Origin of the sequence: Streptomyces sp. NPDC001852 (assembly GCF_042891825.1) — a bacterium.
Lineage (GTDB): Bacteria > Actinomycetota > Actinomycetes > Streptomycetales > Streptomycetaceae > Streptomyces.
This window is the reverse complement of record NZ_JBIATN010000004.1, coordinates 381,913-396,223: the sequence shown is the minus strand read 5'-3', so window position 1 is coordinate 396,223 and position 14,311 is coordinate 381,913. Positions and strand designations below refer to the sequence as shown.

The window sequence follows — 14,311 nt, the reverse complement described above, 5'->3', positions numbered from 1 at the left end:
GGTCATCCCCGGGAAGGAGCGGTTCGGGTGCGTCCGCGGCCGGCACCGGCGAGCGCGAGGAGCAGGGCCCAGGTGACGAGCAGGCTGAGCACGGACACGGCGACGGACATCTGGGCCTGCTCGCCGCCGACGTTGTAGATCCACACGGCGAAGGGCGCGTATCCCAGCAGATGGGAGACCGTGAACTCGCCGAGGACCAGGGCCAGCGTGAGGAAGGACGCGTTCAGCAGCGCCCCGCGCAGATTGGGCAGGACGGCCCGCACGAGGGCCTTGGGCCAGGAGGCGCCGCAGCTGCGGGCCGCCTCGACCAGGGTCCGTACGTCGATGGCGCGCAGACCGGTGTCCAGGGCGCGGTAGACGAACGGCAGAGCCATCACGACGTAGGCGAGGACGAGCACGACGGGGAAGCTGTCGTTCTGGATCACCACGAACGTCTCGAACAGCGGCGTCCGGGAGAGATGCTCAGGGCCCCACTTCAGGACGGTCGCGATCCCGGCGACGAACGCGATGGGCGGCACCACCAGCGGCAGCGAGCACACCACCTCCACCACCGGGCGCAGCCGGGGCGCGCCGAGCCGGAGCGCGACCACGGCGGGCACCATCAGCAGCAGCACGGCCGCGATGGTGGCGACGGCCAACTCCAGCGAGAGCAGCAGGCTGGAGAGGAAGCCGTCGGCGGAAAGGATCTTGGTGTACGCGTCGAAGGTGAGGCCCTGGCCGGGCACGTCCACCGTGAAGATCGCGGAGGCGACGAGCGGCACCAGGAAGTACAGGGCGGCCAGGCCGAGGACGACCCACCGCCAGAGGGTCAGGCGTCGAGCCATCGGGCACTCCGTCGCTGAAGGGGCAGGTACACGGCCATCACCAGGCCCGCCACCAGGACCATGTCGAGGCTGAGGGCGAGGGCGACGTTCTCCTGGCCGACCAGCACGTTGCCGGACAGGGCGTCGGCGATCTGCAGGGTGACCAGGGGGACCGCGCTGCCGACCATGGCGGCGGCGGTGGCGTAGGCGGCGAAGGCGCTGCCGAACAGCAGCACCAGGCCGCCGAGCAGCGAGGGCGCCAGCACGGGCAGGGCCACGTGCCGCCAGTACTGCACGCCGGTGGCGCCGTTGTTCAGCGCGGCCTCCCGCCACTGGGAGCGCAGCCCGTCCAGCGCGGGGGTGATGGTGAGGACCATGAGCGGGATGAGGAAGTACAGGTAGACGAGGACCAGGCCCCAGAAGCTGTACAGGTCCCAGCCGCTGTCCTTCAGGCCGAGGTGCACGGTCAGCACACCCGCGTTGCCGAGGGTGGCGACGAAGGCGAAGGCGAGCGGGACCCCGCCGAAGTTGGCGAGCACACCGGAGGCGGTCAGCACGGCCTCGCGCAGCCAGGTGGAGCGGGAGCTGACCACGGCCTGGGCGAGCGGCAGCCCGAGCAGGGCGCCGAGCGCGGCGGAGATCGCGGACAGCTTGACGCTGCCGAGCAGGGCGGTGAGGTACGGGCCCTGCAGCGAGGCCGTCATGTTGGCGCCGGTGTAGGTGGTGGCGCCCGTGGTGGCGTCGTCGACCGAGAAGGCGCCGTTCACGATGGCGACGGCGGGCAGGCCGAAGGCGATGGCGACGAAGACCAGCAGCGGTACGACCGCGAGCCAGCCGGGGGCGTGGCGCCGTCGCTTCGCCGAAGCGACGGGCGCCACGTCCGCGCGCGGGAGAGCGGCGGTCATCCGGAGACGGCCTTCCCCCAGCCCTGCGCGATGACCGTCTTGGCCTTGCTCTGCTGGGTCTCGGTCGGGAAGGACGGCGTACCGGTGACCTTGGGCAGCTTGGCGGCGGCCGTCTTGTCCAGCGTGCCGGCCTTCTCCATGGCCGTCATCAGGGCCGGGCGGGCGTAGCCCTTGAGCCAGAGGTTCTGGCCCTCGGTGCTGTACAGGTACTCCTGCCACAGGCGTGCGGCCGCCGGGTGCGGGGCGTCCTTGTTGATGGCCTGGGAGTAGTACTGGGCGTACTGGCCGTCGCTGGGGATGACGACCTTCCAGTCGAGGCCCTTGGACTTGAACTCGTCGGCGTAACCGGCGTTCAGGTAGTCCCAGTCGATGGAGATGGGCGTCTCGCCCTTCTCGACGGTGGCCGGGGTGGACTCGACGGGCGTGTAGTTGCCGTTCTTCTTCAGCTTGGCGAAGAAGTCCAGGCCGGGCTGGATGTCGTCGAAGGAGCCGCCGTTCGCGAGCGCCGCCGCGTAGACGCCGCCGAAGGCCGAGCCGGACTTGGTGGGGTTGCCGTTGAGGGCGACCTGGCCCTTGTACTCGGGCTTGAGCAGGTCCTTGAAGCTGGTCGGGCACTCCTTGACGCGCTTGGCGTCGCACCCGATGGAGACATAGCCGCCGTAGTCGTTGTACCAGCGGGCCTGCGGGTCCTTCTGGGCCTCGGGGATGTCACCGTAGGAGGCCACCTTGTACGGCGCGAGCAGCCCCTGCTGGCCGGCGCTCAGCGCGAACGAGGAACCCAGGTCGAGAACGTCGGGGGCGCGGTCCTGGCCCTTGCGGGTGGTGACGGCGTTGATCTCGTCCTGGCTGGTGCCGTCGGGGCTCTCGTCCTGGATCTTGATGCCGTACTTCTTCTGGAAGCCGTCGATGAGGGCGCCGTAGTTCGCCCAGTCGCGGGGCACCGCGATGATGTGCAGCGTGCCCTCCTTCTTGGCCGCCTTCACCAGGGCGTCCATGCCGCCGAAATCGGCCGCGGAGGTGACGGTGGCGGCGCTCTTGCCGTCCTTGGTGGTGGTCGACGCATTGTCGGGGGCGGCGCCGCAGGCGCTGAGCGCGAGCGCGGCGACGGCGGCGAGGGAGCCGCCGAGGACGGCGTTTCTCGGCAGGGACACGGTCACGGGTTTCTCCAGGGGTGCACACGAGGGTTGAGGCAGTGCGGAGAACTTGTCTGAACAAGTTGCGTCACAGTACGCCCGCTCGTGGTGTCCTGTCTGTAAACGTGGGCGAAACTTTGAGCCCTGGTTGGCTGCACAAACCAGACCGTTACAAATAACGCCGAGGTCTCGATTAGGCTGGTCACGCTGTGCACAGCGACCTGAGCAGAGGGGAAGCATGACGGCGCGACACGAGGAGATCGCCGACGAACTGCGGCGGGCGATCGACCGCGAGGAGTACACGGTCGGCAGCCGGCTGCCCTCGGAGGCGGAACTCGCGACGCACTACGGCGTCTCACGCGGCACGGTCCGCCAGGCCGTCGCGACCCTCACCTCCGAAGGCCTGATCGGCTCCCGTCAGGGCGCCCGGCGCGTCGTACTCGCCAGTCGTCGCAGCCAGAGCTTCGAGGAACTGCGCAGTTTCGCCCAGTGGGCCCGCGCGATGGGCCGCGAGGCGACGGGCCAGGTGGTGTCCCAGGAGTACCGCCCGGCCACGGCCGAGGACGCCGTACGCCTCCAACTGCCTGCCGGAACACAGGTGTTGCACGTACTCCGGGTGCGCGGCCTGGACGGCGAGCCGGTGCTGCTGGAGCGCACCGTGTACGCCGACTGGATCTCCCCCGCGGTCGAGCCGATCGAACCGGACTGTCCCTCGGTCACCCAGCGGCTGTACGACGACACGGGTCTCGTCTTCGCGTACGGCGAGCACGTGATCGACGCCGTCGCGGCGGGCGCGCAGGACGCCGAGTTGCTGGGGGTACGCCGCACGAGTCCGCTGCTGCGGGTCCGGCGGGTGACGACGACGCGTGAAGGCCGCCCGGTGGAGTGGTCGGACGATCGGTACCGGTCGGATGCGGTGAGCTTCAGCGTGCGGAACTCCATCGACAACAACGCGCTGGCGCGCAAGACCGCGGAGTAGAGCTCGGGGCGCCTTCACCTTCGCCGGGTGCGGGTGGCGTGTGGCTGGTCGCGCAGTTCCCCGCGCCCCTTCAGGCATGCTGGACTGCAACTGCCTCAGGGGCGCGGGGAACTGCGCGAGAAACCACGGCGTACCCGCACCCGGCAACGGTGAAGGCGCCCCGAACTGGAAGCCGCCTACCCCGGCGCCCCGGAGGAAAAGCGGCGCAGCAACGGCGACAGCACCAGCACCGACTTGGTCCGCTCCACGAACGGCTCCCCGGCAATGCGCTCCAGCACCCGCTCGAAGTGCCGCATGTCCGACGCGAAGACCTGGGCGATCGCGTCCGCGTCGCCGGTGACGGTCGACGCGGCCACGACCTCCTGATAGCGCTCCAGGCCGCGCTGGATGGTGTCCGGCGAGGTGTTCCGCCGGCAGTAGATCTCGATGTAGCCCTCGGTCTCCCAGCCGAGCGCCGCCGGATCCACCCGCACGGTGAATCCGGTGATCGCTCCGGTGGCGCGCAGCCGGTCCACGCGCCGCTTCACCGCGGGCGCGGACAGGCCGACCATCTGCCCGATGTCCGCATAGGAGCGGCGGGCGTCCTCGGCGAGGGCGTGCACGATACGTTCGTCGAGATCGTTCAGCACAGGGGGTGTTTCACTTCTTCGGTCCGGTCACTTCTCTGCCGTCACCGCGAGGTCGTCACCGGTCGCGAGACGGGAACGGCGATAGCCGTACACGAAGTAGAACACGAGCCCGACGGCCATCCAGACACCGAACACGATCCACGTGACGGCCGACAGGCTGCCCATCATCCACACGCAGAAGGCGAAGCCCAGCGCGGGCAGCACCGGTGACAGCGGCACCCGGAAGGAGCGGTGCATGGCCGGGCGGGTCCGGCGCAGCACCACGACGGCCACGTTGACCAGCGCGAAGGCGAACAGCGTGCCGATGCTGGTGGCGTCCGCGAGCTGGCCCAGCGGGATCGCGGCGGCGAGGACACCGCAGAACACCGAGACGATGACCGTGTTGGCGCGCGGGGCGCCGGTCTTCGGGTGGACCTTGGCGAAGATCTTGGGCACCAGCCCGTCCCGGGACATGGCGAACAGGATGCGGGTCTGGCCGTAGAGCACGGTCAGCACGACGCTCGCGATGGCGATGACGGCGCAGAACGCCAGCAGGGTGCCCCAGAAGCTCTGCCCGGTGACGTCCGTCATGATCTGCGCGAGCGCGGCCTCGGAGTCCTTGAACTTCCGCCACGGCCAGGCACCCACGGCGACGGCGGCGACGAGGACGTACAGCGCGGTCACGATGACCAGGGACAGCATGATCGCGCGCGGCAGGTCGCGCTGGGCGTTCTTGGCCTCCTCACCTGCGGTGGAGGCGGCGTCGAAGCCGATGTAGGAGAAGAACAGCGTGGCGCCGGCCGCGCTGACGCCGGCCATGCCGAGCGGCATGAAGTGGGAGTAGTTGCCGGACTTGAAGCCCATGAAGCCGATGGCGCAGAAGAGGATCAGCGCGGCGATCTTCACGGACACCATGACGGTGTTGGCCCGCGCGGACTCCTTGGCGCCGCCGAGCAGGAACACCATGCCGAGCAGGACGACGATCAGGGCGGGCAGGTTGAAGATGCCGCCCTGGCCGGGCGGGGCCGACAGGACCGTCGGGATGGTCACGCCGATGGTGCCGTCCAGCAGCTCGTTCAGGTACTCGCCCCAGCCGACGGCCACGGCGGCGACGGAGACGCCGTACTCCAGCAGCAGGCACCAGCCGCAGACCCAGGCGATCAGTTCGCCCATCGTTGCGTATGCGTACGAGTACGAGGAGCCGGAGACCGGGATGGTGCCCGCCAGCTCGGCGTAGGACAGGGCGGAGAACAGTGCGGTGAGTCCGGCGATCACGAAGGAGAGGGTGACGGCCGGGCCCGCCTTGGGGACGGCTTCGCCGAGGACGACGAAGATGCCGGTGCCGAGGGTGGCACCGATGCTGATCATGGTCAGCTGCCACAGGCCGAGAGAGCGCCGAAGCGAGCCTCCCTCGCCCTGGCCGCCCTCCGCGACCAGGCGTTCCACGGGCTTGCGCCGCATGAGGCGCGCGGCGACTCCCTGGGCTGCGGGGGCGGTCGCTGTGCGGTCGTGCGGGGGTGCGCCTTGGTCGAGCACGCGCTGGCTCCTTCATCCTGCCGGTCATTGCGTTCGGGGACCGGTGGCGCCCTGCGAGGGCAGGGTCCCACCGAGCGGAGTCCCCGCCACACCACGTACAGACGAGCACCCTATGAGGCAGTCCTTCACGGGCGTAATGCAGCAACCTTGCGCGTCCCCGCATGATCATTGCGTTGATCGGACCGGAATGACAAATCGTTGCACCCGGTCTGCCGACCGTTGCACGGCGAACCTCATATGCACCTTTGCCCCCACAAGTGAGTACCTGGCGTCCGGCCGCCCGGAGCCGAGGCTTCCGGATACGCCGACGGCCCCCGGCCCTCCCTGGCGTGGGAAGGACGGGGGCCGTAGGGAAACGTTCCGCCGATCAGGTCCAGCTGGCGTGCAGCGGCTTGCCCTCGGCGTAGCCGGCCGCGCTCTGGATGCCGACGACGGCCTTCTCGGCGAACTCCTCCAGGGAGCCGGCACCGGCGTAGGTGCAGGAGGAGCGGACGCCCGCGATGATCGAGTCGATCAGGTCCTCGACGCCCGGGCGGGCCGGGTCGAGGAACATGCGGGAGGTGGAGATGCCCTCCTCGAACAGCGCCTTGCGGGCGCGGTCGTACGCCGACTGCTCCGACGTACGGTTGGCCACCGCTCGCGCGGACGCCATGCCGAAGGACTCCTTGTAGGCACGCCCGTTGGCGTCGTGCTGGAGGTCGCCCGGGGACTCGTAGGTGCCCGCGAACCAGGAACCGACCATCACGTTGGACGCGCCGGCCGCGAGGGCCATGGCCACGTCGCGCGGGTGGCGGACACCGCCGTCGGCCCACACGTGCTTGCCGTACTTCCTCGCCTCGGCGGCGCACTCCAGCACCGCGGAGAACTGCGGCCGGCCCACGCCGGTCATCATGCGGGTGGTGCACATGGCGCCGGGGCCCACACCGACCTTGACGATGTCCGCGCCGGCGTCGATCAGGTCCTTCACGCCCTCGGCCGAGACGATGTTGCCCGCGGCGATCGGCACCTGCGGGTCGAGCGCGCGCACCAGCTTGATGGCGCTGATCATCGACTCCTGGTGGCCGTGCGCGGTGTCGATGACGAGCGTGTCCACGCCGGCGTCGAGCAGCTGCTTGGCCTTGCCCGCCACATCGCCGTTGATGCCGACGGCGGCGGCGATCCGCAGCTTGCCGTTCTTGTCCACGGCCGGGGTGTACAGCGTGGCGCGCAGGGCGCCCTTGCGGGTCAGGATGCCGGCCAGCTTGCCGTCCTTGTCGACGGCCGGGGCGTAGCGGCGGTTGTGGTGGTCCAGGGTGTTGAAGGCCTCGCGCGGGTCGATGTCCGCGTCCAGCAGGAGCAGGTCCTTGGACATGACCACTTCGAGCTGGGTGAAGCGGTCGACGCCGGTGAGGTCAGCGTCGGTGACGACGCCGACGGGCCGCTGCTCCTCGTCCACGACCACCCCGGCGTTGTGGGCGCGCTTGGGCAGCAGGGCGAGGGCGTCGGCGACGGTCTGGTGCGGGGCCAGCACGATCGGCGTGTCGAGCACCAGGTGGCGGCTCTTCACCCAGGAGACGACGTCGGTGACGACGTCGATCGGGATGTCCTGCGGGATGACCACCAGACCGCCGCGCCGGGCCACCGTCTCGGCCATGCGGCGGCCGGCGATGGCGGTCATGTTGGCCACGACGAGCGGGATGGTGGTGCCCGTGCCGTCCGGCGAAGCGAGGTCCACGCCCTGACGCGAGCCCACCGCGGAGCGGCTCGGCACCATGAACACGTCGTCGTACGTCAGGTCGTACGCGGGCTGGATGTCATTGAGGAAACGCACGTGCTGCACATCCCAGTCGATCAGAGGTGACCCCCCGACAGGTGTGCCAGGGGAAAAGAGCACGTACTTCATTCTCCCATGCCGGGACCACGGTCATACCCGGGCGGAACCTCCAGGGTCCCCGGGACCCGTTCGGAGGATCCGCCGAATGCCTCACGGGGGCGCCGGCGCGGTCGAACCTGACACCCCCTCAGGCAGCTGAGGTGGTCATTCCAGCGCGAGGGCGACCGTGAGCGGGCCGGTGCGGTCGGCGGCCTCGGTGAGCACCTCCCGCGCCACCCGCCACTCCTCCGGGCGGTCGTCCGCGTACGCCCGCCAGCCGGTGACGACGAGGAGGAGCCCCCGGTTCGCCGCCTCCTCGGGCCAGACGGACGGATCGGAGAGGCTGTCGAGGAGCGCGTCCCAGTTCCGGCCGAACCAGTCGGGCAGGGCCAGCGTCCGCGCCACGGCGTCCATCAGCCCGGCCTTGTCCGTGACGCCGTCGAGGTCCAGCGGGACCGTCAGCCGGCCCGCGAGGTCGTCGCTCATCTCAGCACCGCCCGGAACGATGTGTAGTGATCATCGGTGTAGTAGATCTCCCCGCCCTGACCGGTGACGATGCGCCGGGCCCCGCGATCGCGGGAGCCGGGCGTCCTGACCGTGTACTCGTGGTAGTAGCCGCGCCCGTGCTTCGGCAGCCGGCCTTCGAAGTTCCCGAAGACGACCCCGTCCCTGGCGTACGGGAAGGGGCCGCCCCTGTCGATGAGGGCGAGCGTCCGCCGGGCCTCGGCGGGCAGCTCGGCCGCCCGGACGGTGGCCATGCCGTGGGCCCGGGCGGACGCGGACGCGGCAGACGGGCCCCGACCGGGCCCCTCGCTCGCACGGGTGCCGGACGGACTCGACGAGCACCCCGTCAGCAGGACGGCGAGGACGACGGCCAGCAGCCCCGTGAGCGCACGGGGCACCGACAGGCGAGGACGGTGGGGGACGAACCGCGGCAGCATGCCGATGATGCTGCCACGGCCGTCCCGCAACGAGGACGCCTCGACCCGCGTGGCGCGCCCACGCGCGGGGCGCGTCAGTGCCCGTCGGGGTCCGCGCGGCCGAGCGTCGGCTTCGGCGTCGGCCCGGCCGTCATCAGGTAGTCCGCGGCGGAGGTGTCCGTGACCAGGCTGGTGACCAGCCCGGACCGCAGCACCGCGTCGATCGCGGACGCCTTGCGCTGACCGCCGGCGATCGCCACGACCTCCGGGATACGGCGCAGCTGGTCGGCCTTGACGGTGATGCACCGCTCCCCCAGGTCCCGCCCGATCCGGCGCCCCTCGGCGTCGAAGAGGTGCGCGGCCATCTCGGCGGCGACGCCGAGCGAGGCGTAGTGGGCCCGCTCCTCGTCGCTGAGCATGTCGTGCACCGTCGAGATGCCCGGCTCCCAGGACCCGATGGAGACGCAGGCGACCGTGACCTTGTCGAAGTACTCGTAGGCCCGGGCGATCCCGGTCTGGTTGCGCAGCGCGGCCGCGGTGGCCGCGTCCGGCAGCAGCATCGGCGCGTAGATGGGGTGGGCGTCGCCGCCCGACACCTGTGCGGCGCGGCGCACGGCCTCGACCGAGCCGCGCTCCGAGGTCCCGGCGTCGTACACGCCCGTCAGCTGCACCACCGTGCACGGCGGCAGCCGGTCGAGCGCCGCCGCCATGTGGATCGTGGACCGGCCCCAGGCCAGCCCGAGCACGTCCCCCTCGTTGACGAGCTCGCCGAGCAGGTCGGCGGCCACTTCCCCCAGGTTCTCGGGGTCGGGGGTCTCCTCGGCCTCGGCCGGGGACTCGACCACGACTGCGTGCCGCAGGCCGTAACGGGCGCGGAGCGCGTCGGAGCGCTCGGCGTCCAGCTCGGCCGGGACGCGGATCTCGATGCGCACGAGATCCCGTTCGAGAGCCGTCTCCAGGACCCGGGCCACCTTGAAGCGGCTGACGCCGAACTCCTCCGCGATCTGGATCTTCGACTTGCCCTCGAGGTAGAAGCGGCGGGCCATGGCCGCCGCCTGCACCAGCTCAGCGGGTCCCATCCGCATGGCTGACCGGCCCGCCGACATACCCGACACGGCGATCTCCTCACTGCTGTTCACACTCTGGATTCGCCGTTCATCCTTGCAGATTCGGCGCTACGGATCCGCCCTGATAGGGGCCGTTCACTTAACCGTTCACGTACCTGTGGCTCAGTGGTCGCATGCCCAGGATGCCTTGGCGGTAGCCGTCTCGGCCTGCGCGCGCAGGGCACGGACCGCCTCCGCCGGGTCCTGCGCCCCGTACACGGCCGAGCCGGCCACGAACACGTCCGCTCCCGCGTCCGCGCACCGCTCGATCGTCGAGGCCGAGACGCCGCCGTCCACCTGGAGCCACAGCTGCAGGCCGTGCTTGCTGATCAGCTCACGGGTGCGGCGGATCTTCGGCAGCATGATGTCGAGGAACGCCTGACCCCCGAAGCCGGGCTCGACCGTCATGATCAGCAGCATGTCGAGTTCCGGCAGGAGGTCTTCGAACGGCTCGATCGGCGTCGCCGGTTTGAGCGCCATGGAGGCGCGGGCGCCCTTGGCGCGGATCTCCCGGGCGAGCCGCACGGGTGCGGCGGCCGCCTCCACGTGGAAGGTCACGGAGGAGGCGCCCGCCTCGACGTACTGGGGCGCCCAGCGGTCGGGATCCTCGATCATCAGGTGGCAGTCCAGCGGGGTGTCCGTCGCACGCGCCAGGGACTCCACGACCGGCACGCCGAGCGTGAGGTTCGGGACGAAGTGGTTGTCCATCACATCGACATGGAGCCAGTCGGCGCCTTGGACCGCCTCGGCCTCCTCCGCGAGGCGGGCGAAGTCGGCGGACAGGATGCTGGGGTTGATCTGGGCCATGCCCCAAGCCTGCCATGCCGCTGCGCCGGGCTGTGACGGCGGTCGGTTGCGGTGGTGATTCGGCTGCCGGCCGGTGGGGGGTTTCTCGCGCCCCCGCGGCGGCCGCATATCGACACAGCCCCGCGCCCCTTCCGGGGCGCTGCTCCCGGCGGTTTTTCAGGCGGTTCTGCGGATCAGCGCCAGGTACATCGCGTCCGTGCCGTGCAGGTGGGGCCAGAGCTGGACGTCCGGGCCCTCGCCGAGCGCCGGCACGCCCGGCAGCAGGGGGCGGGCGTCGATCAGCTCCGTCTCCGGGCGCTGCTTGAGCACGTCGGCCACGACGGCGCGGGTCTCCGCCAGGTGCGGGGAGCAGGTGGCATAGCCGACGACCCCGCCGACGCGGACCGAGTCGAGCGCGGTGCGCAGCAGGGCGCGCTGGAGGGGGGCGAAGTTGTCCAGGTCCTCGGGGCGGCGCCGCCAGCGGGCCTCGGGACGGCGGCGCAGGGCGCCGAGGCCGGTGCACGGCACGTCCATGAGCACGCGGTCGAAGGTGCCGGGGCGCCACGGCGGCCGGGTGCCGTCGGCGGCGATCACCTGGTACGGCCCCGGGTTGCCGGCCAGCGCCCTGGCGACGAGCCCCGCCCGGTGCGGCTGCTTCTCGGCGGCGAGCAGCGTGGCCCCGCGCTCGGCGGCGAGGGCGGCCAGCAGGGCGGCCTTCCCGCCGGGCCCGGCACACCCGTCGAGCCACATGCGGTCGGAGCCCTCCAGGGGCGCGCCCGCGAGCGCGAGGGCGACCAGCTGACTGCCCTCGTCCTGCACTCCGGCCCGCCCCTCCCGCACGGCCGGTACGGCGCCCGGTTCACCGCCCTCGGCGAGCCGCACGGCGTACGGCGACCAGCGCCCCGGCACGGCGGCCTCCTCGCGCAGCAGCTCCTCGGCGGTGGCCCGACCCGGCCGCGCGACCAGGGTCACCTCGGGCCGTTCGTTGTCGGCCTCCAGCAGGTCCTCGATACCGGCCCGCCCTCCGCCCAGGGAGTCCCACAGCGCGGAGACGACCCAGCGGGGATGGGAGTGCACGACGGCCAGGTGGTCCTCCGGGTCCTCGTCGTACGGCGGCGCGACCTTCTCCAGCCACCCGTCGAGGTCCTCCTGGGCCACCTTGCGCAGCACGGCGTTGACGAACTTGGCCCGTCCGTCACCGAGCACCACCCGCGCCAGCTCCACGGCGGAGGACACGGCGGCGTGGGTGGGGATCCTGGTCCCGAGCAACTGGTGCGCACCGAGGCTGAGCACGTCGAGCACCGGCGGGTCGACCTCGCCGAGCGGCCGGTCGACACAGGCGGCGATCACCGCGTCGTACGTCCCCTGCCGGCGCAGCGTGCCGTACACCAGCTCGGTGGCGAGGGCGGCGTCCCGCGCGTCGAAGTCGCCCTTCTCGCGGGCCTTGCGCAGCAGCGGAGGCAGCACGAGGTTGGCGTACGCGTCCCGCTCGTCGACCGCGCGCAGCGCCTCGAAGGCCAGGATGCGGACGGGGTCCTTCTGCGGACGGCGGTAGGGCTTGGCGGGCTTGCGCGGCCGCCGGGACTGCTCGCTCACGAAAAAGGTGCTCCGGATGTGAAGAAGGGGTGCGGTCTCCAGCCTACGTCGGCGCAAGGCCGCCCCCGCCGCCCGGGGCCTCAGCCGCCGAGCGTCTCGCTCTCGGCGATGCGCACGCCGCGCGCCCAGTCGGCCGCCCGCATCGGCTTCTTGCCCTGTGCCTGCACCCAGAGCAGCTCGACGGCGTACGAACCGGTGCCCACGTGCACGCTGTTCTTGCCGACGGCCATCCGTCCCGGCGCGAGCTCGGTGCGCTCGGGCACCGGGACGACCTGGATGAGCTTGAGCCGCTCGCCGCGGAAGGTGGTCCAGGCGCCGGGCGCCGGGGTGCAGCCGCGCACGACCCGGTCGACACGAAGGGCGGGCGTCGTCCAGTCGACCTGGGCGTCCTCGACGGTGATCTTCGGCGCGAGGGTGATGCCGTCGGCCGGCTGCGGTACGGCCTTCAGGGTGCCGTCCTCGATGCCGTCCATGGTCGCGGCGAGCAGCCCCGCCCCCGCGAAGGCGAGCCGGGTGAGCAGGTCGCCGCTGGTGTCGGTGGGCCGGATCTGCTCGGTCACGGTGCCGTAGAGCGGCCCGGAGTCGAGCCCCTCCTCGATGAGGAACGTCGACGCCCCGGTGATCTCGTCACCGGCCATGATGGCGTGCTGCACCGGAGCGGCTCCCCGCCAGGCGGGCAGCAGCGAGAAGTGCAGGTTGACCCAGCCGTGGGCGGGGATGTCGAGGGCCACGCGGGGCAGCAGGGCGCCGTAGGCGACGACCGGGCAGCAGTCCGGCGCGATCTCCCTCAGCCGCTCCAGGAACTCCGGCTCCCGCGGCCTGACCGGCTTCAGCACCTCGATCCCGGCCTCCTCCGCCCGCTCGGCCACGGGTGACGCGACCAGCCTGCGCCCACGCCCGGCCGGCGCGTCGGGCCGCGTGACGACGGCGGCCACCTCGTGCCGCCCGGAGGCGATCAGAGCGTCCAGAGCGGGAACGGCGACCTCGGGGGTACCGGCGAAGACGAGCTTCATGGGCGGGATCGGGCCTCTCGGGCGGGGGTCGGACGGGCAGCGCACCAGTCTATGACCAAGCAAGCAGGCACAAGCCATCCCCCACGGACGGACAGCGGACACCCGGGCGGGACCCGGGCGGACGCTGAAACCATCGACAGCGGACGGCGAAGCGGAGGTGCGGACGCCGACGGCGAGCACCCCACAGCTCGTCCAGCCTCTCGGCCGACCGGAAACGGGTGGTGCGCGGGTGGCAGAGCGAACAACCCGAACCACACACGGCGCGCACCCCGACAACCGGCGTACGCATATGCCCGTACGCCCCCAGCCCGTGACCAGCGGAGCGCACACGCGTTGGTCAAGAAAGAGTTGACCACAAAGGGCCGCTTTCGCGGCCCAATTCCTTTCAACGCCGGTTCGAGAGGCTTGTTCATGGCCGACCACGCAACCCACGACGCCCAGGCCCGGGCCAGCCTGCACTTGCTGGTGCGGGACATCGAGCGAGTCCGCCGGCAGGTGGACGCCCTGCGCACGCTCACCGCCCAGCTGGGCAACGTCTACCGCCCGCGCCGCTCCGGCCCGTCCACGGGCTTCGTCGTCTACGGACGCGCCCCCGCCCCGACGGTGCGCCTCGCCCAGGAACTCCGGGACAGTGTCGAAACCCTGGTCACGGCCGCCGTGGACTTCGACCGCTCACTCGGCTTCTCGTGGGACGCGGTGGGCTCGGCGCTCGGGGTCACCAAACAGGCGGTGCACCGCCGTTACGGCGCCCGCCGCGCCGCGGCCCAGGCGGCCGCCGAGGCCGAGCGGACCACGGAGCCGTCCGGCACCCGCACGCTCAATGTGAACACCGGCCTGCCCGCGGTCCCGACGGTCCCCGCGGCCCGCTCGATGCCCACGCAGCCGACCGCGGGCAGCCCGGCCCTGCGCGAGCGCGACGACGCCCGCCCGACGGCCTTCCCCAGCCCCCGCAACGGCTGAACGACGGCCGACACCTCCGCCCTGCCCTCCCGCACACCGGGAGGGCAGACACGCGCCCGGACGGAGAACGGCGCACCGCACGCCCACCGGTCAGCCACCGACGGCGAGCAACCC

The 14,311-nt window shown here is 71.6% G+C and carries 14 protein-coding genes; 2 read left to right on the top strand and 12 right to left on the bottom strand.

What is annotated here, in order from left to right:
• Positions 1–2 precede the first annotated feature (2 nt).
• From ACFYZB_RS09830 to ACFYZB_RS09820, 3 genes are read right to left on the bottom strand one after another with little or no spacing between them, the layout of a single operon-like run.
• Positions 3–824 (bottom strand): ABC transporter permease, encoded by an 822-nt coding sequence (locus tag ACFYZB_RS09830; RefSeq protein WP_388756339.1) that lies wholly within the window; start codon positions 822–824, stop codon positions 3–5.
• Positions 809–1,708, bottom strand: coding sequence for an ABC transporter permease (locus tag ACFYZB_RS09825; RefSeq protein WP_388756336.1), 900 nt, complete (start codon positions 1,706–1,708; stop codon positions 809–811). Before ACFYZB_RS09825 ends, ACFYZB_RS09830 begins: the two co-directional genes overlap by 16 nt.
• Entirely contained in the window at positions 1,705–2,865 is a 1,161-nt protein-coding gene (locus ACFYZB_RS09820) for an ABC transporter substrate-binding protein (protein ID WP_388756333.1), read from the bottom strand. Before ACFYZB_RS09820 ends, ACFYZB_RS09825 begins: the two co-directional genes overlap by 4 nt.
• Before the next feature lie 214 nt (positions 2,866–3,079).
• Between ACFYZB_RS09820 and ACFYZB_RS09815 the strand changes: the two genes are divergently transcribed.
• Complete coding sequence (locus tag ACFYZB_RS09815) at positions 3,080–3,820, top strand: GntR family transcriptional regulator (RefSeq protein WP_351211553.1); 741 nt, start codon at positions 3,080–3,082, stop codon at positions 3,818–3,820.
• A 176-nt stretch (positions 3,821–3,996) separates the two neighbouring features.
• Here ACFYZB_RS09815 and ACFYZB_RS09810 read toward each other — a convergent pair whose 3' ends face one another.
• From ACFYZB_RS09810 to fmt, 9 genes are all read right to left on the bottom strand, one after another.
• Positions 3,997–4,449 carry an Lrp/AsnC family transcriptional regulator gene (locus ACFYZB_RS09810; protein WP_031174468.1) on the bottom strand — a complete coding sequence of 151 codons (453 nt, stop codon included), beginning with the start codon at positions 4,447–4,449 and terminating at the stop codon, positions 3,997–3,999.
• Positions 4,450–4,476: 27 nt separating this feature from the next.
• Positions 4,477–5,964, bottom strand: coding sequence for an amino acid permease (locus ACFYZB_RS09805; RefSeq protein ID WP_351211556.1), 1,488 nt, complete (start codon positions 5,962–5,964; stop codon positions 4,477–4,479).
• A gap of 367 nt (positions 5,965–6,331) precedes the next feature.
• Positions 6,332–7,774: a GuaB1 family IMP dehydrogenase-related protein gene (locus ACFYZB_RS09800; protein WP_388756329.1), complete on the bottom strand. Its 1,443-nt coding sequence runs from the start codon at positions 7,772–7,774 to the stop codon at positions 6,332–6,334.
• Positions 7,775–7,981: 207 nt separating this feature from the next.
• Positions 7,982–8,302, bottom strand: a complete 321-nt coding sequence (locus ACFYZB_RS09795) for a barstar family protein (protein ID WP_388756327.1) — start codon at positions 8,300–8,302, stop codon at positions 7,982–7,984.
• Positions 8,299–8,757, bottom strand: a complete 459-nt coding sequence (locus ACFYZB_RS09790; RefSeq protein ID WP_388756325.1) for a ribonuclease domain-containing protein — start codon at positions 8,755–8,757, stop codon at positions 8,299–8,301. Before ACFYZB_RS09790 ends, ACFYZB_RS09795 begins: the two co-directional genes overlap by 4 nt.
• A 74-nt stretch (positions 8,758–8,831) precedes the next feature.
• Positions 8,832–9,875, bottom strand: coding sequence for a sugar-binding transcriptional regulator (locus tag ACFYZB_RS09785; protein WP_388756323.1), 1,044 nt, complete (start codon positions 9,873–9,875; stop codon positions 8,832–8,834).
• Between the two features lie 90 nt (positions 9,876–9,965).
• The gene (gene rpe, locus ACFYZB_RS09780; RefSeq protein WP_388756320.1) at positions 9,966–10,649 is read right to left on the bottom strand and encodes a ribulose-phosphate 3-epimerase; all 684 of its coding nucleotides are present in this window, start codon (positions 10,647–10,649) and stop codon (positions 9,966–9,968) included.
• Positions 10,650–10,805: 156 nt separating this feature from the next.
• Complete coding sequence (locus tag ACFYZB_RS09775; RefSeq protein ID WP_388756317.1) at positions 10,806–12,224, bottom strand: RsmB/NOP family class I SAM-dependent RNA methyltransferase; 1,419 nt, start codon at positions 12,222–12,224, stop codon at positions 10,806–10,808.
• Between the two features lie 80 nt (positions 12,225–12,304).
• A complete protein-coding gene (gene fmt / locus ACFYZB_RS09770) occupies positions 12,305–13,237 on the bottom strand; it encodes a methionyl-tRNA formyltransferase (protein ID WP_388756314.1) in 933 nt (310 codons plus the stop codon).
• A gap of 411 nt (positions 13,238–13,648) precedes the next feature.
• Between fmt and ACFYZB_RS09765 the strand changes: the two genes are divergently transcribed.
• Complete coding sequence (locus ACFYZB_RS09765; protein ID WP_388756311.1) at positions 13,649–14,197, top strand: hypothetical protein; 549 nt, start codon at positions 13,649–13,651, stop codon at positions 14,195–14,197.
• The last annotated feature ends 114 nt before the right edge of the window (positions 14,198–14,311 follow it).